Origin of the sequence: Hamadaea sp., assembly GCF_013362815.1 — a bacterium.
Lineage (GTDB): Bacteria > Actinomycetota > Actinomycetes > Mycobacteriales > Micromonosporaceae > Hamadaea.
On record NZ_JABFVK010000066.1, the window covers coordinates 1 to 21,735 of the forward strand.

The 21,735-nt window shown below is 70.3% G+C and carries 16 protein-coding genes; 12 read left to right on the forward strand and 4 right to left on the reverse strand.

All coding sequences use genetic code 11. The features are described 5' to 3' along the window. From HOV77_RS27090 to HOV77_RS27115, 6 genes are all read left to right on the forward strand, one after another. A partial coding sequence (locus HOV77_RS27090) for a hypothetical protein (protein ID WP_290866474.1) occupies positions 1-2,343 on the forward strand: 2,343 nt, incomplete at its 5' end. A 44-nt stretch (positions 2,344-2,387) separates the two neighbouring features. Then, positions 2,388-2,975 carry a TetR/AcrR family transcriptional regulator gene (locus tag HOV77_RS27095; RefSeq protein WP_290866476.1) on the forward strand — a complete coding sequence of 196 codons (588 nt, stop codon included), beginning with the start codon at positions 2,388-2,390 and terminating at the stop codon, positions 2,973-2,975. 37 nt (positions 2,976-3,012) lie between these two features. Next, positions 3,013-4,356 (forward strand): biotin carboxylase N-terminal domain-containing protein, encoded by a 1,344-nt coding sequence (locus tag HOV77_RS27100; protein ID WP_290866478.1) that lies wholly within the window; start codon positions 3,013-3,015, stop codon positions 4,354-4,356. Between the two features lie 7 nt (positions 4,357-4,363). Beyond that, positions 4,364-5,251 carry a hydroxymethylglutaryl-CoA lyase gene (locus HOV77_RS27105; RefSeq protein ID WP_290866480.1) on the forward strand — a complete coding sequence of 296 codons (888 nt, stop codon included), beginning with the start codon at positions 4,364-4,366 and terminating at the stop codon, positions 5,249-5,251. 80 nt (positions 5,252-5,331) lie between these two features. Further along, positions 5,332-6,144, forward strand: coding sequence for a hypothetical protein (locus tag HOV77_RS27110; protein WP_290866482.1), 813 nt, complete (start codon positions 5,332-5,334; stop codon positions 6,142-6,144). A gap of 174 nt (positions 6,145-6,318) precedes the next feature. Continuing rightward, the gene (locus tag HOV77_RS27115) at positions 6,319-7,470 is read left to right on the forward strand and encodes a chaplin family protein (RefSeq protein WP_290866484.1); all 1,152 of its coding nucleotides are present in this window, start codon (positions 6,319-6,321) and stop codon (positions 7,468-7,470) included. 97 nt (positions 7,471-7,567) lie between these two features. On the opposite strand, the gene HOV77_RS27120 is transcribed toward HOV77_RS27115, so the two are convergent. Beyond that, complete coding sequence (locus tag HOV77_RS27120) at positions 7,568-9,103, reverse strand: SPFH domain-containing protein (RefSeq protein WP_290866485.1); 1,536 nt, start codon at positions 9,101-9,103, stop codon at positions 7,568-7,570. Next, a complete protein-coding gene (locus HOV77_RS27125; protein WP_290866487.1) occupies positions 9,103-9,618 on the reverse strand; it encodes an NfeD family protein in 516 nt (171 codons plus the stop codon). The genes HOV77_RS27120 and HOV77_RS27125 overlap by 1 nt, the downstream gene beginning before the upstream one ends. 82 nt (positions 9,619-9,700) lie before the next feature. Here HOV77_RS27125 and HOV77_RS27130 point away from each other — a divergent pair, with 82 nt between their 5' ends. From HOV77_RS27130 to HOV77_RS27145, 4 genes are all read left to right on the forward strand, one after another. After that, complete coding sequence (locus tag HOV77_RS27130; protein WP_290866489.1) at positions 9,701-11,212, forward strand: acyl-CoA carboxylase subunit beta; 1,512 nt, start codon at positions 9,701-9,703, stop codon at positions 11,210-11,212. Between the two features lie 29 nt (positions 11,213-11,241). Then, a complete protein-coding gene (locus HOV77_RS27135; RefSeq protein ID WP_290866490.1) occupies positions 11,242-12,387 on the forward strand; it encodes an acyl-CoA dehydrogenase family protein in 1,146 nt (381 codons plus the stop codon). A 48-nt stretch (positions 12,388-12,435) separates the two neighbouring features. Next, complete coding sequence (locus HOV77_RS27140; RefSeq protein ID WP_290866493.1) at positions 12,436-14,448, forward strand: MMPL family transporter; 2,013 nt, start codon at positions 12,436-12,438, stop codon at positions 14,446-14,448. Between the two features lie 140 nt (positions 14,449-14,588). Then, positions 14,589-17,000, forward strand: coding sequence for a helix-turn-helix domain-containing protein (locus HOV77_RS27145; protein WP_290866527.1), 2,412 nt, complete (start codon positions 14,589-14,591; stop codon positions 16,998-17,000). A gap of 11 nt (positions 17,001-17,011) precedes the next feature. On the opposite strand, the gene HOV77_RS27150 is transcribed toward HOV77_RS27145, so the two are convergent. Continuing rightward, positions 17,012-17,758, reverse strand: coding sequence for a PASTA domain-containing protein (locus HOV77_RS27150; RefSeq protein WP_290866496.1), 747 nt, complete (start codon positions 17,756-17,758; stop codon positions 17,012-17,014). A gap of 52 nt (positions 17,759-17,810) precedes the next feature. Next, positions 17,811-18,491 carry a PASTA domain-containing protein gene (locus tag HOV77_RS27155; RefSeq protein ID WP_290866498.1) on the reverse strand — a complete coding sequence of 227 codons (681 nt, stop codon included), beginning with the start codon at positions 18,489-18,491 and terminating at the stop codon, positions 17,811-17,813. Positions 18,492-18,655: 164 nt separating this feature from the next. On the opposite strand from HOV77_RS27155, the gene HOV77_RS27160 reads away from it, so the two are divergent. Further along, on the forward strand, positions 18,656-19,807 hold the full coding sequence (locus tag HOV77_RS27160; RefSeq protein ID WP_290866500.1) for a hypothetical protein: 1,152 nt from the start codon (positions 18,656-18,658) through the stop codon (positions 19,805-19,807). Positions 19,808-20,213: 406 nt separating this feature from the next. After that, positions 20,214-21,689, forward strand: a complete 1,476-nt coding sequence (locus tag HOV77_RS27165; protein ID WP_290866503.1) for a glutamate--cysteine ligase — start codon at positions 20,214-20,216, stop codon at positions 21,687-21,689. The last annotated feature ends 46 nt before the right edge of the window (positions 21,690-21,735 follow it).

The window sequence follows — 21,735 nt, forward strand, 5'->3', positions numbered from 1 at the left end:
CATCACCTGACCTGGCGAGAGCGGTACGCCGAAGCGATCGCCATCGCCGAACCGGCGCTCCTGGGCCGGTTGACCTGCTCCGAGCAGCCGCAGTCGATCCTGACCGCGCTGATGATCCCGTATCTGCGGACCGGCCGGTTGGACGAAGCGCGCGATGCACACCGGCGGGCGTACCGGGCCTTCCAGACCAAGCCGGCCGACCTCGGCTCGGTCGCCGACCACGTCGAGTTCTGCGGGCTGACCGGCAACGAGATCCGGGGCCTCGAACTGATCGAGCGGCACCTGGGCTGGCTGGAGAAGCCGCCGACGCCGAAGGCGGAGATGGAGTTCGCCTCCGCGGCCGCGCACATTCTTCGCCGGCTCACCGCTCAGGGCCAGGGCGACCTGGCGATCCGGTCCGGTTGGACGGTCGCGACGCTGGCCGAGAACCTGGCCGACCGAGCTCGGGCGCTCGCAACCAGGTTCGACGAGCGCAACGGCAACGCGTACCAGAGTGAACGGATCGCGAGGCGCTTGGACGCCGAGCCGATCGTCGAGTATCTGCCCTTGTCCATCACGGCGGCCCACCGGTCGCGGGTAGTGCCGGAGGAATACGCGGAGCCGGAGCCGGTCGAGCCGGACCTGAGCGCGGCGCCGGAGTCGCTGAGCCTGGACGCGCAGCTGGACCTCGCTGAGGAGTGGCTGCGGGAGCAGGACCCACGCGGCGAGGCGCTGGCCGACCGGGTGCTTGCGAGCTGGCGATCCACCACCGACGGGCCGCTCACCGCCACTCAGCAGGGCCGGATCGCGATGCTTCAGGTCAGCCGGTTGCCCGACGACGACCTCGCGGGCATCCAAGCCGGTCTGCTGGTAGCGGTGAGCGCGTTCGCCGAAGCCGGTGACCTCGCGCGCGAGGCGGCGTGCCGGGTGCAACTGGCGATCGCGCAGTTCCAGACGCAGCCGCAGGAGCCGATCGGCGGCGAACCGGCCGAGCTGACCATGGCGCGGCAGGCGGCCGAAGCGGTGCTGTCGGGCACCACCGACGGCGTGCTGCGACGGGTGACCCTGCTGCGAGTGGCCTACCTGGAGACCATCGCGGGGCAGACCGAGGCGGCACTCGCCTCGATCGATGCCGCCGACGCCGAACCGGGTCATGTGCCGCTGCGGCATCGGGTGCAGAGCCTCATGATGCGGGCCGGCTTGGTGCACGCGTTGGACCGCGTCGACGAGACCCGCGACCTGGTCGGCGCGGCGGTCCAGGTGCTACGTCCGCTGGGCCGGTCGAACGAGCTGGCGTCGGCCCTGATCACGTACGCCAACCTGGTCGGCAGCCTGGGTGAGCACACCCCGGCGCTGGCGGCCTTCGAAGAGGCGGCGTCGGTGGCGATCGACCCGGAACTGCGTCGCAGCGCTCGGGCGAACGCCGGATTCATGCTGGTCAACAGCGACCGGGCGGCTGAGGTCATCGACGACATCGTGGAGCACGTCTGCCTCATGGCGGCCGAGGGCGAGGACCGGGCCGCGGCGTACTCCCGGCATCGGCTGGCGGTCGCGTTGGCCACGACGCGCCGATTCCGTGAGGCCGCGGAGGTGGCCGAGGAAGCGTTGGCGTACTTCGCCGCCGAGGCGGAGGACGAGCAGGTGATCGCGGACGAGTGCCGCGATCTGCTCGCCCGGGTCTACGACGAGATGGGGGAACCGCTGGCCGCGTTGGCCCAGCTGGAGGCGCTGGCCGCCGGACGGGGCGGCTACGACGACGCCGGATATCGGGCGCATCTGCTCGAACGGATGGCGGAGGTGCTGTATCGGGTCGATCGGGATCGGGAGGCGGGCCTGCGCTACGGCGAGGCGGCCGACGGTTACCGGTCGGCGGGAGAGCGCCCGTCGGCGGCCCGGGCGCTGCGCCGCCGCATCCTCGCCCTGCACTACGGGCGGGACTCGGCGGCGGCGGTCGAGGCGATCGAACAGGCCACGGCGTACGCCGGGAGCGCCGATCCGGAGCACGAGCCGGGTATCGTCTGGGAACACGCGATGGCCTGCTACGACGGTGCCTTCGTGCTGGCCGACCAGCGGGCGTACGCCGATGCGCTGGCCGTCGCGGAGAAGGCTCCCGAGCTCTTCCGCTCGATCGAGGCGTTCGAGGAGGCGGCCTTCGCCGAGCTGCGCCACGGGGAGATCCTGGTCGCCGCTGGTGATCCTCGGGCGGGGGAACTCGTCCTGCGCCGGGTGCTCGAGGGACTGCCTCGGGATCATCAGGCGCGGGCGGAGTCGGCGTGGTGGCTCGCGCGAGCCCTGGACGAGCAGGGTGAAGCCGAGAAGGCCCGCGAACTCCGCAAAGCGTACGATCTTCCAGAACGCGACTAAACGGGCGTTAAGTTTCGGGGTTGACTGGCGAGTAGGCTGACCGGGTGACGATCGAGCAGCAGGTAGACACCCCCCGCAAGCGCTCGCGGCGTGACGAGATTCTCCAGATCGCCGTCGGCCTTTTCGCGACTCGCGGCTACCACGGCGTGTCCATGGACGACATCGGCAAGGAAGCCGGTGTGACGGGGCCCGCTCTCTACCACCACTTCGCCGGCAAGGACGCCATGCTGGTCGCGGCGCTCAAACCGGTCAGCGAAGGCCTGCTGTCCGGCGGCCGGGAACGGGCCGAGGCGCATCGGGGCCACCCGACCGCCGCGCTGGAGGCGCTCGTCGACTTCCACGTCGAATTCGCGCTGGCCCACCCCGCGGTGATCGCCCTGCACCTGCACGAGCTGGACCGGCTGCCCGAGGAGCCCCGCCGGGAGATCCGCCGGTTGCAGCGCCGGTATGTGGAGGAGTGGGTCACTGTGCTCACCGCCGTCCGGTCGGAGCTGACCGACGGTGAGGCGCGGGTGCTGGCTCACGCCGTGTTCGGCCTGATGAACAGCACCCCGTTCCTGGGCGGCGAGGTCGAGCGAGATCGCCGCGCCGTGCTCCTGCGGGCGGCCGCGCTGTCCGCGCTGAGCGCTTAGGTGCGACCTTAACGATCGATAAGGTAGCGTCCGAGGGGTGTTCGAGATTGAGTCCCTCCTCGTCGCCAACCGCGGCGAGATCGCGCGCCGGGTGATCCGTACGGCGAAACGCCTGGGTATCCGCACGATCGCCGTCCACTCCGACGTCGACGCGGGCCTGCCCTTCGTCCTGGAAGCGGACGAAGCGGTGCTCATCGGTCCGGCGAATCCGGCGCAGAGCTACCGCAACGCCGAGGCTGTCCTGGCGGCCGCCAAGCAGACGGGGGCGCAGGCGATCCACCCCGGCTACGGCTTCCTCTCGGAGAACGCGGAATTCGCCCGGCAGGTCGAAGCGGCCGGGCTGCTCTGGGTCGGTCCGTCGCCGGAGGCCATCACCGCCATGGGCGACAAGATCAACGCCCGGAACCTGATGGCGGCGGCGGGCGTACCGGTGGCTCCGGGAACCACCGACCCGGCCGGTTCCGTCGAGGAGGCGCTGGCCGAGGCCGAGCGGATCGGCTTCCCGGTGATGATCAAGGCAGCGGCCGGCGGCGGCGGCATGGGCATGGCCCCGGCCCGCGACGAGGCAACCTTCCGGACCGAGTACGACAAGGTCCGCGGGTTCGCCGAGCGGATGTTCGGCGACGGCTCGGTCCTGATCGAAAAGTTCTACCCTAGCGTGCGGCACATCGAGGTGCAGATCCTCGGGCTCGCCGACGGCACGGTGGTCGCCCTGGGCGAGCGCGAGTGCTCGGTGCAGCGGCGCAACCAGAAGCTGGTCGAGGAGTCGCCCTCGCCAGCGAGCATGCTCACGCCGGAGCGGCGTCGGGCCCTGCATGCCTCGGCGGTACGCGCGGGGGAGGCGGTCGGCTATCGCAACGCGGGTACGGTCGAATGCCTTCTCGATCCGGCGACCGGGGACTTCTTCTTCCTGGAGATGAACACGCGACTACAGGTCGAGCATCCGATCACCGAGGCGGTCTTCGGGATCGACCTGGTCGAGGCCCAGCTGCGGATCGCTGCCGGGCTGCCCGTCGAGGTGCCGACGACGTCGACCGGGCACGCGATCGAGCTGCGGATCAACGCCGAGGACCCGAAGCGTTTCCTGCCCGGCCCGGGTGCGGTGACGGTGTGGGCGGAGCCGGCCGGGCTGCCCGGCATCCGGGTGGACTCCGGGTACGCCGCCGGTACGACGGTCACCCCGAACTACGACTCGCTGATGGCCAAGCTGGTGGCGTACGGGGCAGATCGAGCGGAGGCGATCGACCGGCTGCGGGCGGCCGTCGCGGCGTTCCAGATCGCCGGGCCCAAGAACAATCTGCCGTTCTTCGCCGAACTCCTCGAGAACGAGGAATTCTTGAGTGGGGACTACGACACCGCCATCGTTTCCCGGATGAGGTGAGCCACAGATGAGAGTGAGCATCCGTGAGGTCGGCCCGCGCGACGGGCTGCAGAACGAGGAGCCGGTTCCGACGGCGGCGAAGGTCGAGCTGATCGACGCGCTTAGTGCCACCGGGGTGGGCCGGATCGAGGCGGTCAGCTTCGTGCATCCCAAGGCGATCCCGCAGATGGCCGACGCCGACGAGGTGTGGGCGAAGATCACGCGGAATCCCGCGGTGCGCTACAGCGCCCTCGTCCCCAACGTACGCGGAGCGCAGCGCGCGATCGCCGCCGGTTTCACCGAGGTCGAGGTGGTGATCTCGGCGTCCGATACGCACAACCGGCGCAACATCAACCGCAGCACCGACGAGTCGTTGGCCGATCTCCTGGAACTCATCGAGATCCTGCACGCCGGGGGAGCGACGGCGGAACTGATCATCGCAACTAGTTTCGGCTGCCCGTACGAGGGCGACATCGACCCGAACCGAGTTGCCTCCATTGTGGAGAAAGCCGTCGGGATGGGCGTCGACCGGGTGGCTTTCGGCGACACCACGGGCATGGCGACGCCACGCCGCGTACGCGATGTGCTCGATCGGGTGAACCGGGAAAAGCCGCTGCTGTGCCACTTCCACAACACGCGGGGCACTGGGCTCGCCAACATCCTGACGGCGTTGGAGCTGGGGATCACGGAGTTCGACGCGAGCGTCGGCGGTCTCGGTGGCTGCCCGTACGCCCCCGGCGCGACCGGCAACGTGGCGACCGAGGAAGTCGTGCACATGCTGCACGACATGGGTTACGAGACCGGTATCGACCTCGACAAACTCGTCGAAGTGGCCGAGTCGGCCCAGCGGATCGTAGGTCGCGAGCTGCCCAGCGGAGTGCTCCGGGCCGGACCGCGATATCGGACAATTGCTTGATTTTTCCCAATACTCACGTGTCCGGCCTATGCGGGAATCGTTGTCCATAGCGGAGTTTCCACTACCGCTGAAGGGCGACCATGACCGCAACCCGGAACGGCCGGTTCAAGCGCGCAGCACTGCGCGCCGTGACCGTCGCCGGGTTCGCAGCGGCCGCCTGGTTCGCGGGAACTGCTGCCGCGCACGCCGCTGAGCAGCCGGAAACCCAGTCCGATCCCGCGGCGGCTTTCGGTGAAGCCCACGCCGTCGGCGGGTCTGCCGATCAGGCACTGGACACCGGCGAGGACCGCCTCGCGCCGGACCTGGTCACCACGTTGCTCCGGGTCGCACCGGAACTCGACGTCCAGCACGTGGTGACCGGCGTCGACGCGGTCCTCGCCGTGCCCGGCAATCTGTTGTCCCGGCCGGCTCCGGACGATCCCGATGATCCCGCCGCGCCGATCGATCCTCGCGAGCAGCATCCGCGTCCGCATCCGGGTCCGTCCGCCCTCTGCGGCGAGCACGACCCACTGCTCGCGCTGGTGCGCCAGGTGATCCAGCCGGCCCGTCGCACGCTCACGGCTGCGGTCGGTCCGGCGCTGAGCGCCATCCCCGTGGGTGTGCTTCCGGCTCACAAGTCCACAGTGGTACGCACAACGCCGCTCGCCCGCCAGGGCAACATCGCCGTCCACGTTCCCAGCGGCGGCGACGGCTCTCGGCGTACCAGTGATCTCGGTGATTGCGCGCCGAGCACGACGCCCGCGGGCGGTTCCCACGGTGGAACCGGCGCGCCGTCCGCGACCTTGGCGGCAGTGGCCGTCTTGATCGCACCGCTGGCCCGAGCCTTGCGCCGGGCGGCGGACAGTGCCCTGCGGCGGGCCGATTCGCCGCGTCCCACCAGCTCGCCCGACTGAACGAGAGCTACCGCGCGCCGCCGAGCGCGCCCTCGATCCCCAGGTACGCGGCAGCAGTTTCCGCGCGCCTGCGGCGGGTCCGGTGTCTGCGTCCGGACCAGCGATCACGGCACAACACGCACATCACTGCACTCGCGGACCCCCCGGTCTGCAACACCCGAAAGGCAATGAACCATGAACTCGTGGGCTCGTAAGTCCCTGAAGGCCGGCGCGATCTCGGCCGGTTTCCTGCTGGCCGGCGCGTCCGCCGCGCACGCCAGTGATCTGACCACGTCGAACAACGTCGGCATCGGCAACGGTACGCAGGTGGACGCGCACATCCAGGCGCCGATCAACGTCTGCGGCAACGCGATCTCGGTGCTGGGCGGCGCGTCGGCGGGCTGCGTCGGCGGCGCGTGGGCGACCCACCCCGGTGAGCTGGGCAACCTGGTGAGCAGCGACAACTTCGGACTGCTCAACGGGACGCAGCTGCGGGCGCTGTTGCAGGCCCCGATCGACGCGTGTGGCAACGCGATCGGCGTCGGTGGTTCCGCCACCGCCTGGTGCGTCGGCGGTTCGTCGGCCAAGGTGGAGTCGGCGGCGCTGGAGTCGGCCCGGACCGAAGGCGCGACCCTGACCAGTACGCAGAACGTCGGCCTCCTCAACGGAACGCAGGTGCTGGCCCCGATCCAGATCCCGATCGACGTGTGCGGCAACGCGATCGGCGTCCTCGGCGGGGCGACCGCTGGATGCGTGGGCGGCTCGCACGCCTCGCTCGACGCGGAGAGCCTGCCGGACGCCTGGACCGGGCTCAACTTCGGCATCGGCAACGGCACCCAGCTGATGCCGCTGATCCAGATCCCGATCGACATCTGCGGCAACGCCATCGCCGTCCTGGGCAGCGCGACCGCGTCCTGCCACGGCGGCGCGGACGCCGTGATCGGCGACGGCCCGAGCGGGCACGGCCCCGACACCTATGTGAAGGACAAGCCGGCCCACCACAACACCAAGAACACCAAGAAGAAGCACGTCAAGGGCGGCAAGAAGACCGAGGGCCTGCCGCTGGTCGGCGACCTCGTCGGCACCCTGACCGGCCTGACCGGCAACCTCACCGGCTCGGATGCGCGTACGCTGCCCGCTCCGGCGGCCAAGCACGGCAAGGGCGGCTACGGTGACGGCGGTTCGTGCGCGAACCTGACCAGCGCCATGAACGCCGGTGTCCTCAATGGGACCCAGGTTCTCCTGCCCGTCCAGGCACCGATCGACATCTCCGGCAACGCTGTGGCCGTGGGCGGCAGCTCCACCGCGTACAGCACCGGCGGTGCGACCGCGACTCTGACCTGCTAATCAGCAGGAATCTGTACCCGCTCGTTCCGCGTATGCGGACGGCGTCCACATAGAACCGGGGCCGGGCGAACTCTCGCCCGGGCCCCGGCCATCCGCGTCACTCGGCGGGCTTGCCCTTGATCGCCTTGCGCGCCATGGGCTTCGTCTCGCCGTTCGGCGTCGTCTCAGCCGGCACGCCACCGAGCTTGGACAGCAGGCCGGCCAGGTCGATGCCGGTCAGATCGGTGCCGAGCTGCAGACCCTGGGCGACGTTGGAGGCGACCGATTTCGTCAGCGAGCTGGCGCCGTCGGTGGAGATCACGGTCATCTTGTCGATGGAACGCATCGGGTCGCTGGCCGCCGCAACGACCTCCGGCAGCACCTTGACGAGGAGGTCGAGGACCGCCGCCTCGCCGTACTGCTGGAACGCCTCGGCCTTGAGCCGCATGGCCTCCGCCTCGGCCTGTCCCTTCGCCAGGATCGCAGCCGCCTCGGCCGTGCCCTCGCGTTCGGTGGCCTCCGCGATCGCGGTACGCCGCCGCTGCTCGGACTCACCTTCCTTGGCGCCTTCGATCGCGTTCGCCTCGGCCAGCGCGGCCCGGCGGGCGCGCTCGCCCTCACCGGTCAGACGAGCCTGTTCGGCCCCGGCCTGCGCCGCCGCGATCGTGGTCTGCCGGGCGGCGTCGGCTGCGAGAACCTGGGCGTTGCGGGCCGCCTCGGCCTCCTGCTCGACCTTGTACCGCGCCGCGTCGGCCGGCTTGCGTACCTCGGTGTCGAGCTGGCGCTGCTTGAGCTCGGCGTTGCGCTCGGCCACCTTCTGCTGCTCGGCGAGGATCACCTGCTCGCGTTCGGCCTGGGCGAGCGGACCGGCCGCGGCCGACTTCGCCTTCGCGGCGTCGATCTCGGCCTGAATCCCGGCCTTCTTGAGTTCCAGGTTCCGCTGCGCCTCGGCGATCGCCTCCTCGGCGAGCAGCCGAGCCTGTTCGGCCGACTGACGGGCCTGCGCCTCGGCGATCGAGGCGTCCTTGAGGACGCGAGCCGCCTCGGGCCGGCCGAGGTCCTGCAGGTAGTTGCCGTCGGCGATGATGTCCTGCAGCTGGAAGGTGTCGAGGACGAGGCCCTGGTTGGTCATCGAGTGCTCGGCCTCCTCCGCGACGGCCGAGGCGAACGCGGCCCGGTCGCGGATGATCTCCTCGACGGTGAGCCGGCCGACGATCGACCGCAGCGCGCCGGCGAGGACCTCGCGGGCGAAGCCGTCGATCGCCTGCTGCTGGTGGAGGAAACGCTGGGCGGCGGCGCGGATCGCGTCCTCGGTTCCGCCCACCTTCACCACGGCGATGCCCTGGAGGTTGGCCCGGATGCCCTGCTTGCTGACCGCCCCGGAGACCTCGACGTGGATGCCCCGGCTGGACAGGTCCATGATCTGGAGCTTCTGGACGACCGGCAGGACGAAGACCGAGGCGCCCATGACGACCTTCTGGCCGGACAGGTCGGTCGAGCGGGTGCCGTCGGCCGCCTCGACCCGGCGCCCCTTGCGGCCGGTGACGATGAAGGCCTCGTTCGAGCCGGCCACCTTGATCCGCGAGAGCACGAAGAACAGCAGGACGATGACGAAGACGACGCCACCGGCGATGGGTAGGAGGAGGGGGAGCATCAGTTCCTTTCTTGACCAATGAGGCGGACTTTGACACTGGTGTCGCTGGGGGCCTCGACCACCAGGACGAACCGGCCCGCCGGGATGGGGTCGTCGGCGAGGGCGTTGAGCTTGACCTGCTGGCCACCGATGCGTACGCGGACCTCGCCGTAGCCCCCGGCCCGGATCTCGGTCACGACCAGACCCGACCGGCCGACCAGGTCGGTGCGGTTCGGGGTGGCATCGGTGGGCATGTTCCGGGCTCGGCCGGTGAGCAGCCACGCCAGGTACGCGACCGGCACCGCCCCGATCGCGCCGATGATAGCGAGCAGGGCGAGCGGCAGGTCGACCCCGGGCAGGGCGCTGACGAAGGCGGCCGTGAACCCGAAGCCGGCCAGGACGGCGGCGACGACCTCGGTGGACAGCACCGTGTCGGCCCCGTCGAAGTCGAACAGTTCGCCACCCAGCATCGCCAGGGCGAGCAGGCCCAGCCCGATCGCACCGACGATGATGAAGAGGACCGTCGTCCAACCCATGGCCGTCAAGGTAGGGAATCCCCGCAAGTGCCGAGGTGGTAGCCTAACGTTCGTTCAGGTGAACGCTCGTTAGGGAGGCCGCGTGAGCTGGGATGAGGTCAAGGAGCGGATCGACGCCGGTGGGGCGGCCCGCTACCACGAGGCCAACGCCAAGCGCGGGAAGCTGTTCGCCCGGGAGCGGATCGCCCGGCTCGTCGACGCGGAGTCGTTCGTCGAGGACGGGGCGTACGCCAACGCACTGGCTGACGGGCTGCCCGCCGACGGCGTGGTGACCGGTTCGGCGACCATCGACGGCCGCCCCGTCTGCCTGATGGCCAACGACTCCACCGTCAAGGCCGGCAGCTGGGGCGCGCGTACGGTCGAGAAGATCATCCGGATCATCGAGCGCGCCTATCAGACCGGCGTCCCGATGGTGTACCTCGTGGACTCGGCCGGCGCCCGGATCACCGACCAGGTAGACCTGTTCCCGGGTCGGCGCGGCGCGGGCAAGATCTTCCACACCCAAGTACGCGCCTCGGGCTCGATTCCGCAGGTCTGCGCCCTGTTCGGGCCGTCGGCCGCCGGTGGGGCGTACATCCCCGCGTTCTGTGACGTCGTCGCCATGGTGGACGGCAACGCCTCGATGTATCTCGGCTCGGACCGGATGGTCGAGATGGTCACCGGCGAGAAGACGACGCTGGAGGACATGGGCGGCGCCAAGGTCCACACCGAAGTCTCCGGCGTCGGCCACTTCCTATGCAAGGACGAGGACGCCGCCCTGGAAGTCGTGCGGGGTTACCTCTCTTATCTGCCGTCCAATTGGACGGCAGAGCCGCCCGCGAGCGAGCCGAAGGCGGCGCGCGGCGGGATCGCTGCCCTGATCCCGGAGAGCGAGCGCCGGGCCTTCGACATGCGCCAGGTGGTCAAGCGCCTCGTGGACGAGGGCAGCTTCCTGGAGATCCAGGAGAAGTGGGCCCGGGAGCTGACGATCGGATTCGCCCGGCTCGACGGCCAGGTGGTCGGCATCGTCGCGAACAACTCGCTGCACAAGGGCGGGGTGTTGTTCGTGGACTCGGCCGACAAGGCGACCCGCTTCGTGCAGCTCTGCGACGCGTTCAACGTTCCGCTCATCTTCCTGGCAGACGTGCCTGGGTTCATGGTCGGCTCCGCCGTCGAGCGGCAGGGCATCATCCGGCACGGCGCGAAGATGATCAGTGCCATTAGTGAGGCGACCGTGCCGAAGTTCTGCGTCGTCGTGCGCAAGGCGTACGGGGCGGGGTTGTACGCCATGGCCGGGCCCGGCTTCGATCCGGACGCCACGATCGCGTTGCCCACCGCCAAGATCGCGGTCATGGGCGCGGAGGCGGCCGTCAACGCGGTGTACGCGAACAAGATCGCCGCCATCGCCGACGAGACCGAACGGGCCGCCTTCGTCGAGGCCAAGCGGGCCGAGTACGAGGAGGACATCGACCTCCTGCGGTTGGCCAGCGAACTCGTCGTGGACACCGTCGTCGAGCCGGACGACCTGCGCGGCGAACTTGTTCGACGGCTAGCCGCCGCGCACGGCAAGGACCGCAGCTTCTCCCGACGCCGGCACGGCGTCACGCCCGTCTGATCTTCACCCGCCCGATTCAAGGGAGAGTCATGGACCACTTCGGACTCAGCGACGACCTCGCCGAGCTTCGGGAGACCGTCGCCGCCTTCGCCCGCGACAAGATCGCGCCGGTGATCGGTGACTTCTACGCCCGCCACGAGTTCCCCTACGAGATCGTCGCGCAGATGGGCTCGATGGGCCTGTTCGGCCTGGCCTTCCCCGAGGAGTTCGGCGGGATGGGCGGCGACTACCTGGCCCACTGCCTGGCCATCGAGGAGATCGCCCGGGTCGACTCGTCGGTCGCGATCACCTTGGAAGCGGCGATCTCGCTTGGCGCGATGCCGATCTTCAAGTGGGGCACCGAGGAGCAGAAGCAGCGGTGGCTGCCCGATCTGGTGGCCGGGCGGAAGCTGGCCGGGTTCGGGCTCACCGAACCGGGCGCGGGCTCCGACGCCGGTGGTACGCGTACCACGGCGAAGTTGAGCGACGACGGCCGCGAGTGGATCATCAACGGGACGAAGGCGTTCATCACGAACTCGGGCACCGAGATCACCGCTCTCGTGACCGTCACCGCGCTCACCGGGCCGGACGAGATCAGCACCATCGTCGTCCCGTCCGGTACGCCGGGCTTCACCGTCGCGCCCGGCTACGACAAGGTCGGCTGGTGCGCCTCGGACACCCATGAGCTGTCCTTCGACAACGTACGCGTACCCGTCGAGAACCTGCTCGGCGAGCGCGGCCGGGGATTCAAGCAGTTCCTCACGATCCTCGACGAGGGGCGGGTCGCCATCGCCGCATTGGCCACCGGGCTCGCCCAAGGCTGTGTGGACGAGTCCGTCGCGTACGCCCGCCAGCGCGAAGCGTTCGGCTCGCCGATCTCGGCGTACCAGTCGGTCTCCTTCATGATCGCGGAGATGGAGACGAGCGCGCAGACCGCGCGGCTGGCCTGGCGGGACGCGGCTCTGCGGCTGGTCGCCGGGCAGCCGATCCGCAACGCCGCCGCCATCGCGAAGCTGTACGCCGGCGACGCCGCGATGACCAATGCCCGGAAGGCGACCCAGATCCACGGCGGGTACGGGTTCATGAACGAGTTCCCCGTGGGCCGGTTCTACCGGGACGCGAAGATCCTGGAAGTCGGCGAGGGCACCTCGGAGATCCAGAAGATGGTGATCTCGCGCGAACTGGGTCTCAGCTGAGTCGGGTACCGGACATCCCGGCCGGTTGTGAGATGCTCTCATGCCGGGATGCGGATCTGGGCTGACTGGCTGGTGCGGGGGCGATGGCTGATCATCGCAGGGTGGGCGCTGCTCGCGATCGCGGGCGGTGCTCTCGGCGGGACCGTCTACGACCACGCGCAGACCGTCAACCAGCTCTCCGCCGACGCCGAGTCGCTGCGGGCCGAGGCCCGGCTGCAGCAGCTCAAGCCGGAGGGCGACACGATCTTCGCGATCGTCCCCGACGTCGATCCCTACGATCCCGCCCTGGTCGCCACGACGACCGAGGTCGCGCAGCAGCTCCGTGAGCTGCCCGGCGTGCAGGAGGTGGGCGACCTCTACACATCGCCCGGTGGACAGATCGGCCAGGGCAATCGCAGCACCCTCGTCCGCGTCACATTCCGCCCGGGGGCGTCTCCGGACGAGGTCGACGCCGCCGTCGCCGTGCTCCGGCGGCTGCCGAACGCGCTGGTGGGCGGCAAGCCGTTGGCTGAGCGCGCCTTCGCCGACCAGGCAGTCGCCGACGCCGCGCTCGGGGAGGGAGTGGCGCTCGCCGCGCTCGCGCTGCTACTCATCGTGGTGCTCCGCTGGGGCGCGGTCGCACCGCTGGCCGCGGCGGCAGCGGCGATCACGACCACCCTGCTCGGCCTGGCCGGGCTGGCCCTGCTGACGCCGATCAGCGAGTACACCGTCAACGTCGTGACCCTCCTAGGCCTGGGACTCGCGGTCGACTACTCGATCCTGCTGCTCTGGCGGTATCGGGAGGAGTCCGACCTGGTCGCGGCGCTGCGTACGGCGGGGAGAGCAGTGCTCGTGTCTGGTGGAGTGGTCGCGGCCGCCCTCGCCGGCCTCGCCGTCTTCGGCGAACCCCTGCTCGCCGCCATGGCGCTCGGCGGGCTGCTCGTGACCGTCGTCGCCACGGCTGCTTCGCTCACGCTCACTCCGGCGTTGCTGGTAGTCCTATCGGGGTTGATCTTGAATGGAAAACGTCGCCCGAGCGACGCCAACGGTTCAAGGTCAACGCTGCAACGGCTCGCGGCCGTTGCGCAGAAGGGTCCAGAGGCGGTCGCCTTCGCCACGATCGTGCTCCTGCTGATTCTGACTCTCCCGTTCGTCGCCGCCGCGCTATGGAACACCGACGCGCGAGGCTTGCCGAGCGGCGCGGAAGCGCGGCAGGCGTACGAGCTCTATCAGCGGGACTTCCAGCGGGGGCGGGCCGACGCGGTGACCGTCGTCGTGGACACCGGCAGCGGCGGTGCGGTCATGCGGGACTACCTCGACCGGCTCAACCGGCTGCCGGGGGTCGGCCAACTCCAGGTCCGGCTGGAGACGCCGGCCGACGCGACCGTCATCGACTTGACTCCGGCGAGTCCGGGCCAGGCCGCGACGGTCGTCCGAGCCGCCCGCGGCCTCGAAGCGCCGGCGAAAACCCTGGTCGGCGGACCCGCCGCCGAATTAGTGGATTACCAGGATTCGGTTACCAGCCATTTTCCAGTGGTGCTGATAGTGCTGTTGGCGGCAGCCGGAGCACTGCTCTTCGCGCTGACCCGGTCGCTCGTGATCCCGGTCAAGGCGGTTCTGCTCACCCTGCTGACCTTGGGGGCGTCGCTCGGCGTACTCGCCGCCGTCTTCGGGGGCCGCCTCGACGCCACCACCCCGGTGCTGCTCTTCGTCTTCATCTTCGCGCTGACGACCGACTACGAGGTCTTCCTGCTGGCCCGGATCACCGAGGAACACCGGAACGGGCAGTCGACCGAGGAAGCCGTCCGGCGGGGCATCGCGCGTACCGGGCCGGTCGTGACGCTGGCCGGGCTCAGTCTCATCCTCGTCTTCCTCGGCTTCGTCCTCGGCGGCCTGACCCCGGTACGCGAAATCGGAGTCGGCATGGCGGTGGCCATCGCCCTGGACGTGACCGTCGTCCGGGGTCTGCTGTTGCCGGCCGCGATGAGCCTGCTCGGCCGCTGGAATTGGTGGCCGGGAGAGAAGCTGAATCGGCGGCCCGGGGAGAAGACGGAACATGGTCAGAAGATCACGAGCCGATAACTTAGCCGGACACGGCGGCACGTTTGTGTCGGAAACACGCATGCAACCTGGTCAAACGCCCGACACGAGCTGCCGTCGACGACCTTGGCTGGCTAGTCTTCGAGGCCGTGGAGCCCGAAGCCGAGACGCCCAATCCGTCCATGAAGGACGGATTCGCAGCGCTGCTCCGGCGACACCGGCTCGCGGCCGGGCTGACCCAGGCCGAGCTCGCCGAGGCGGCTGAGGTCGGGGTGCGTACCGTGCGGGATCTCGAAACCGGCCGCAGCGTACGCCCGCAGCGGTCCACGGTCGAACTGCTCGGTGCGGCATTGGGACTTCAGGCCCGGGAGCTGGCCGTCTTCGTGGCGCTCGCCCGAGGCCGTACCGCCGCCACCTTGGAGAAGGCAACCGCCCTGGAGAAGCCCCGGGCGCTGCCGAACGCGGGCGAGCTGATCGGGCGGGATCGGGATCTCGCCGCGCTCATCGAGCACCTGCGGACGACGCCGGGCGTGACGACGCTGGTCGGGCTGGCCGGGTCGGGCAAGACCGTGCTGGCGTTGACCGCCTCGGCCCAGCTCCGGGAGGAGTTGCCTGGCGGTGCGGTCGGCATCAAGGTCTCGCCGGACGAGGGGGAGTCCGGCGTCCTGGACAGCATCTGCGCGGTCACCGGCGTCGGGCATCCGGACGGGTTGGCCGAGGCGTTCCGCCACCCGACGTTGTTGCTGGTCGACGCGGTGGACCGAGCCCGGCCCGCCGTCGCGGCCGCCGTCGGCCGGCTCGTCGTGATCGCCCCGGAGCTGCGCGTCGTCGCCACCGCCCGGGGACCGATCGGGTTGCCCGGCGAACGGGTCTGGCCGGTGGCTCCGTTGCCGGTGCCCCCGGCCGGCACGCGTACGCTCGCCGAAGCTCGCAAGCATCCGGCGAGTGCCCTCTTCCTGGAGCGCTGGGCCCGGCACCGGGGCGACCCTCCGCCCGAGTCCGAAGTCGTGGCCATCACCGAGCTCGTACGCCGCCTGAGCGGTCTCCCGCTGGCGATCGAACTCGCGGCGGCCCGGGGACGGCTGCTGGATCCGAGCGAGATGCTGGCCCGGTTCGGGCAGGACAACGCGGTCGTCGACGCAGCCGAGGCGGTGCGGTCGGCCGTCGTGGCAAGCTATCGCCTGCTGACCCCGGCGCACCGGCAAGCGCTGCGTTATCTGTCTACTTTCACCCATCGCTGGTCGATCGAGCTGGCCGAGGAACTCCTCGCCGAAACCGACGTCGACGTCGTCGAGCTGCTGGACCGGCTGACCGATCTGGGCCTGGTGACCGTACGCGGTCAGGGAGCGGTCCGGTTCGTCGTGCTCGAATCGGTCCGGGAGTACGCCCTCGAACAAGCTCGCCGGGGAGGCGCTCGCGCCGAGACGCCAGGAGTGCAGTCAGTAGCTGGGGAGCTCACCGAGGCCCGACGGCGGCACGCCATCGTCTTCGCCCGGTTCGCCGCGCGTACCGCCCCGATGTTCAGCGGTGCGCAGCACGGTGCGGCGATCGCCCGCCTCGACGACGTGGCGGGCAACCTGTGGTCCGCCCTCGCCCATGCGGCCGACGACGATCCGGAGACCGCGTTGTGCCTGGCCGCGAAGCTGCCGCGCTGGTGGCGTTTCCGGGGCCGGGACGTCGCCGGTCGCCGGTGGCTGCGGCGGCTCCTGGACGACGAGCGCACCGCCGACGCCGACCCGTCCGTACGCGCCTGGGCCCTGGTGGGCCTGGCTCAGCTGGCCAACGAACACGGAGCGGGTGCGGAGGAGATCGACTCCGCGCGGGCTGCAGTCCGCATCTTCGCCGAGCGCTCCGACGTCACCGGGGAGCTGGCCGCGCGTACGGTGCTCTTCGCGTTGTGCATGGGCAGCGGTGATTTCGACGAGGCCCGCGAGCAGAGTCTCGAGGCGCTCATCCTGGCCAGCCACACCGGCCGCGCCCGCGACATGGCGGTCGCCCAGTCCAATCTGACCTGGCACGACATCCGCGCCGGCGATCTCGTGGGGGCTCAGCGGCGGCTGGCCGAGGTCGATCGGCTCACCGCGCGTACCGGGGACTTCCGGCTGCGCGTGCTGGCCCGGGGCAATCTCGCCGAGGTCCTGCGGCTCAGCGGCCGGCTCGCCGAGTCCGTCGTGGTCGGCACCCAGGCCCTCGACCTGCTCGCGGAGGTCGGCGACCCCAGCCACCGCCGCCGCGTCCTCACCACCATCGCGCTCGCGCACGCCGAAAACGGGGACGTGGCCGAGGCCGAGCGGATCCTCGCCGAACTGCGGGCCACCGCGCCGCCCGAGACCGAAGATCCGGCCTGTGCGGTGGTCGAGGCCGCGATCGCGCTCGCCCGTGGTCATCGCAGGCTTGCCAGCAGCTGGTACGCCGCCGCAGCGGACGCCTATGAGGGCGGCCACGACCTGCGCGACGTGGTGCAGGCTCTCGTCGGGCTGGTGGCCGCCTCCGACGATCCGGCCGAGCGGCAGCGCGCCCGCGACCGAGTCGACGCCCTGGTCAAGACGACCGGCTTCACCTTGACCGCGCGGGAACGCGCGCTGCTCGGCTGACCCCGGCTGACTCAGCTGGCCGAGACGCTCGGCTCGGGACTGGTCGAGGGCTCCTCCGTCGGCGGCGCGGTCGACACGATGAGGCGGATGTTCTCCCCGGGCGCGACGAGGGTGCCACCCACCGGAACGGTCGTGATGACGGTGCCCGGCGAGCTTCCGGGATCCTCCTGGTAGGTCACCGAGTAGGTGAGTCCGAGCTGGTCCAGCCGGGACTTCGCCGAGCTCTCGGGCTGCCCGGCCAGGTTCGGCACCTCGATCTGGGTGGTCGGGCCCACGGTGGCCGAGGTCGCCGACGGGCTCGGCTCGGTCGGCGACAGCGACGGACTCGGAGCGGCGGTCGTGACGACCGGGCCCGGCGTGGTCGGCGTGGGCTCGGGCTCGTCCGAACGCCGCAGCAGCAGCACGATCGTGACGATGACCGCCAGCGCGACGAGCACCGCCACGACGCCGATGAGGATGGGCAGCCACCAGTTCCGGCTCGGCTCCTCGACGTCGCTCCACTCCTCCGGAGGCACCGCGTCCCGGACGGCGTCCGGGCGTACCTCGGCTCGCCCGGTCCAGTGCCCGCCCGGAGTCACCTGTGTGGCGTCGGCGTCGATCGGCGGCAGGATCTCGGTCGGGATCGCCTCGGTCGGGGCGTCGTCGGCCCCCGGCAGCGCCTGTGTGGCGTCCGGCTGGATCGGCCGGGTCGCGTCCGGCTCGATCGGCTGAGCGGGCTCGGCGGGCTCGTCCGCGGGATTTGGCGATCTCTCCGACATGTGCCCGTCCTACCATGATTGCCGTACGCCCGCCCACGCGGCGCGCTGACCGCTACGGACTCGGGCTAGTGGTGGCGGACTCCCCGCAGGTGATCTCGACGTGGTCGTTCCACCGGGCCGTTCCGCCCTGGTCAGGGTCGGGCGACTGGCTGAGGACCACCCCGGTCTGCCCCGACATGTAGGTGGGCAACAGGCCCTTGTCGCCCAGCGGAACCCGGGCGTCCCGGCAGGCGAGCCCGACGACCTTCGGCAACTCGGTGGGGGGCGCCTCACCGGCGACGTAGACCTTGATCGTGACGCCGGCCCGAATCCTTGAGCCGGCGGACGGCGACGTCCGGGTCACCAGCCCGGCTTGACCGGACTCGCCGAAGATGAGGAGCACTCCCAGCTTCGCGGCGCGCAACTGCGCGAAGTACTCCCGGAAGTCCCGGCCGCTGCCGTCGGGCAGCAGTCCAGAAGGTGCGGGCGTCGTGGACGTGGCCGACACCACCGGAGTGGGAGAGAACGACGGCGACTCCGCAGCCGACGGCGACGAGTCGGCCGACGATGACGTGGCCACCGAGGCCGATGTGGACGGCGAGGCCGACGGATTGCTGTTCGCGAGCAGATAACCGCCGGTGGCCCCGACGATCGCGAGCACCGCGACGGAGGTCGCGATGGCGGCGATCATGGCCGGGCTGATGCCCTGGCGCGGGGGTTCGGCGTCCACTCTGGTCGCCCACGGGTCGGTCATCGTCGCGTACTCCTGTTCTCACCGGCAGCGGCTCACAGTGTGCAACCCGAGGGCGACACCAGGCCCGTGCGCAGGCCTAACTGACACCAAGTTGACACATGTCGCGGCGGTACGGAGTCAGCGATAGTCTGCCCCCCACTGATACCTCGCGGGAGGACGAGACGATGTCCGCACGAGGCTGGACCGGATCGGTCGCCGTCGCGGCCGGGATGGCGGCCGGAATCGGCGCCGCGCAACTCGGAGTCGGCTACGGCTTGGGAATCATCGGGTGGCTCGGCGACACCGCCGGATGGGCGGCTGCGCTCGCCTGGACCGTCTGGGTCGCCGCACTGTCCGTCGCCGGGGCCGCACTCACCGCCTATCGGCGTACCACCACTGTGGACACGACGCCGTGGGCCCGCGGTCTGTGGCGGGCCTCGGTCGCCTGCGCCGCAGCTCTCGGCGGGCTGGCCGTCGTCCCGCTGACCGCGTTGCCGGCCCGAGAGGTCTCCACCGCAGTGACTTTCGCGCCGGCCTGGGTCGTCGGCTGGTACGCGGCCGCGGGCGCGCTGATCGGCCTGGTGCTGGCGATCGTGGTGCTGTCCGTCCGAGCGGCGGCCGCGAACCTGATCGCCACGGCGTCCTGGTGGTGGCTCGTGGCCGTGCTGGCGGTGGTCGACGCCGTCGCGGGTGGCCGGGGCCTGGTCCCGACGCAGCTCGGGGTCTGGCGGTTCACTCAGGTCGAGTCGGTGAGCGACGTCGAGGCGGTGGCCCTGGATCTGCCCGGCAGCGGCTGGTGGCAGTCGATCTACTTGCCGGGCGCGATCCTCATGCTCGGCGCGACCTTTCTGATCGGCCTGCTCGCCGCGTGGCCGGCTGGGCGGCGGGGCGACTCGCGGGCGGCCGTGGCGCTGTCCGGTGTGGTGGGCCCGGTGCTGCTGGCTGCGGCCTCGGTGCTTGCCGCGCCCCGGCTGGCCGGCGCACCGGCCGAACAGGTCTCCGCCCTCCTGATCGCGCCGTACGCTGTCATCGCGGGCCTGGCGGGTTCGGTGCTGGCCGCCGTACTGACGGCGGCTCGACCGGCGACTTCGACTTCGGCCGAACCCGCGGCGTCGGCTCCGACCGCCCCGGGTGCGCCCCTGGTCGAGCCCGCGACCGGGCAGATCTACACGCCCAAGCTGAAGCCGGTGGAAGAAGGCGAGAAGCCGGCCGAGGAGCCGGCGTCACCGGCGATTCCCACTCCGCGGAACAAGCGTCGCCCCCGTCCCGCGACGGGCCGGGCGACGGTGGCGGAAAAGCCGGAGAAATCTGCGAAGCCGGAGGAGCCGAGCGCCTGAGGTGCCGGATGTGGCGCTGGGTATTTGGCGCGAGCAGGGCCCCCGAACGTGTCCCGTTCCCCCGCTCGCGCCAAACGACACGGCATGAGATCGCTACGCCGGTCGCCCTGGTGTCCGACGAGCAACCGTCATGCCGACCCCCCCAGGGTGGGTCGCCCCCGTGCGACCGGATCTGCGGCAAACGCTACCAACGCCGCGCTCGATGATCTGTCCATTTTGTTGGGATATCGCGGGGTCCGCTCGCTGTGACAGCGGGTTCTGCCGCCACTTCTGCCTGTCAAAAGCGAGGGGAAATCTGGCAATGGTCCTAGCGTCCGATACCACCCTGTTGGGAACCCCTTAGGCTGGAAGCTCATTGCAACGACTCGGTTACCCACAGCTGCAGACCGAGAGCCGGGGAGGGCATATGGGCAAGGACGTCTCGGACGGGACGTTCACGAGCGCGGATCGAATGCGGTACCGGCAGAAGGTCCGACGATGTCTCGACACCTTCGCTCTGATGCTGGACGACTTCGCGTTCGACGCCGACGCTCCGACGACGGGCCTCGAGATCGAGATCAACCTCGTCGACGGCCGCCACGAACCGGCGATGCGCAATCTCGGCATCCTCGAAGACCTGGCCGATCCCACCTTCCAGCCCGAGCTCGGCCAGTTCAACCTCGAACTCAACGTGCCGCCACAGCTGATCGGCGGGGACGGGCTGGCCCAGTACGAGAAGCGGCTGCTGGAGACACTGGCTCGCACCGACGCGAAGGCGGCTGGGCACGACGCCAGCCTGGTGCTCATCGGCATCCTGCCGACGCTGACAGCCGAGCACGCGATTCTCGACAACCTCTCCACCAATCCGCGCTATCGCGTACTCAACGAGCAGATTCTCAACGCCCGGGGCGAGCACATCACGCTGGACATCCGGGGCGTCGACCACCTGAAGATCGACACGGAGTCGATCGCGCCCGAGGCGGCGTGCACCAGTCTCCAGTTTCATCTGCAGGTCTCCCCGGAGAAGTTCGCGAACTACTGGAACGCCGCGCAGTCGATCGTCGCCTTCCAATTGGCGGCCGGAGCCAACTCGCCGTACCTGTTCGGCCACCAGCTGTGGCACGAGACCCGGATCGCGTTGTTCAAGCAGGCCACCGACACGCGTCCGGACGAGCTGCGGGCGCAGGGCGTACGCCCCCGGGTGTGGTTCGGGGAGCGCTGGATCACCTCGATCTTCGACCTCTTCGAGGAGAACGTCCGCTACTTCCCGCCGCTGCTGCCGATCTGCGACGACGAGGACCCGCTGGAGATCCTGCGATCCGGCGGCGTACCGCGGCTGGGCGAACTGCGCCTGCACAACGGCACCATCTACCGCTGGAACCGGCCGGTCTACGACATCATGAACGGCCGGCCTCACCTGCGGGTGGAGAACCGAGTGATGCCGGCCGGGCCGACCATCGTGGACATGATGGCCAACGCGGCGCTCTACTACGGCCTCGTCCGCTACCACGCCGAGCAGGATCGTCCCATTTGGACGCAACTCAGCTTCAGCGCCGCCGAGGACAACTTCCATGCGGCCGCCCGGCGGGGCATCGCGGCTCCCGTGTTCTGGCCCGGCGTCGGCGAAGTACGCGCCACCGACCTTCTGCTGGACGTCATGCTCGCCAACGCGGCCGAAGGACTCGACGGTTTCGGGGTGGACGCCGCGGTCAGTAACCATCTGCTGGGCATCATCGAGCAGCGGTGCCTCAGCGGGCGTACCGGGGCGACGTGGCAGGTCGACACCGTCCGGGCGGCCGAACGGCGTGGGTCGGACCGGCCGGAAGCGTTGCGGCACATGCTCGCCCAGTACGCCGAGCTGTCCAGATCGAACGCACCGGTGCACACCTGGCCGGTCGAGTAGCGCCGATCGGACCTAGGCGCGGCATCGCGGCAACTCCATAGTCCAC

Coding starts and splice junctions, on each gene's coding strand:
- HOV77_RS27165 (WP_290866503.1), top strand. CDS start 20,214: ATGGGCAAGGACGTCTCGGACGGGACGTTCACGAGCGCGGATCGAATG.
- HOV77_RS27145 (WP_290866527.1), top strand. CDS start 14,589: ATGAAGGACGGATTCGCAGCGCTGCTCCGGCGACACCGGCTCGCGGCC.
- HOV77_RS27155 (WP_290866498.1), bottom strand. CDS start 18,491: ATGACCGACCCGTGGGCGACCAGAGTGGACGCCGAACCCCCGCGCCAG.
- HOV77_RS27135 (WP_290866490.1), top strand. CDS start 11,242: ATGGACCACTTCGGACTCAGCGACGACCTCGCCGAGCTTCGGGAGACC.
- HOV77_RS27160 (WP_290866500.1), top strand. CDS start 18,656: ATGTCCGCACGAGGCTGGACCGGATCGGTCGCCGTCGCGGCCGGGATG.
- HOV77_RS27105 (WP_290866480.1), top strand. CDS start 4,364: ATGAGAGTGAGCATCCGTGAGGTCGGCCCGCGCGACGGGCTGCAGAAC.
- HOV77_RS27120 (WP_290866485.1), bottom strand. CDS start 9,103: ATGCTCCCCCTCCTCCTACCCATCGCCGGTGGCGTCGTCTTCGTCATC.
- HOV77_RS27150 (WP_290866496.1), bottom strand. CDS start 17,758: ATGTCGGAGAGATCGCCAAATCCCGCGGACGAGCCCGCCGAGCCCGCT.
- HOV77_RS27140 (WP_290866493.1), top strand. CDS start 12,436: ATGCGGATCTGGGCTGACTGGCTGGTGCGGGGGCGATGGCTGATCATC.
- HOV77_RS27125 (WP_290866487.1), bottom strand. CDS start 9,618: ATGGGTTGGACGACGGTCCTCTTCATCATCGTCGGTGCGATCGGGCTG.
- HOV77_RS27110 (WP_290866482.1), top strand. CDS start 5,332: ATGACCGCAACCCGGAACGGCCGGTTCAAGCGCGCAGCACTGCGCGCC.
- HOV77_RS27115 (WP_290866484.1), top strand. CDS start 6,319: ATGAACTCGTGGGCTCGTAAGTCCCTGAAGGCCGGCGCGATCTCGGCC.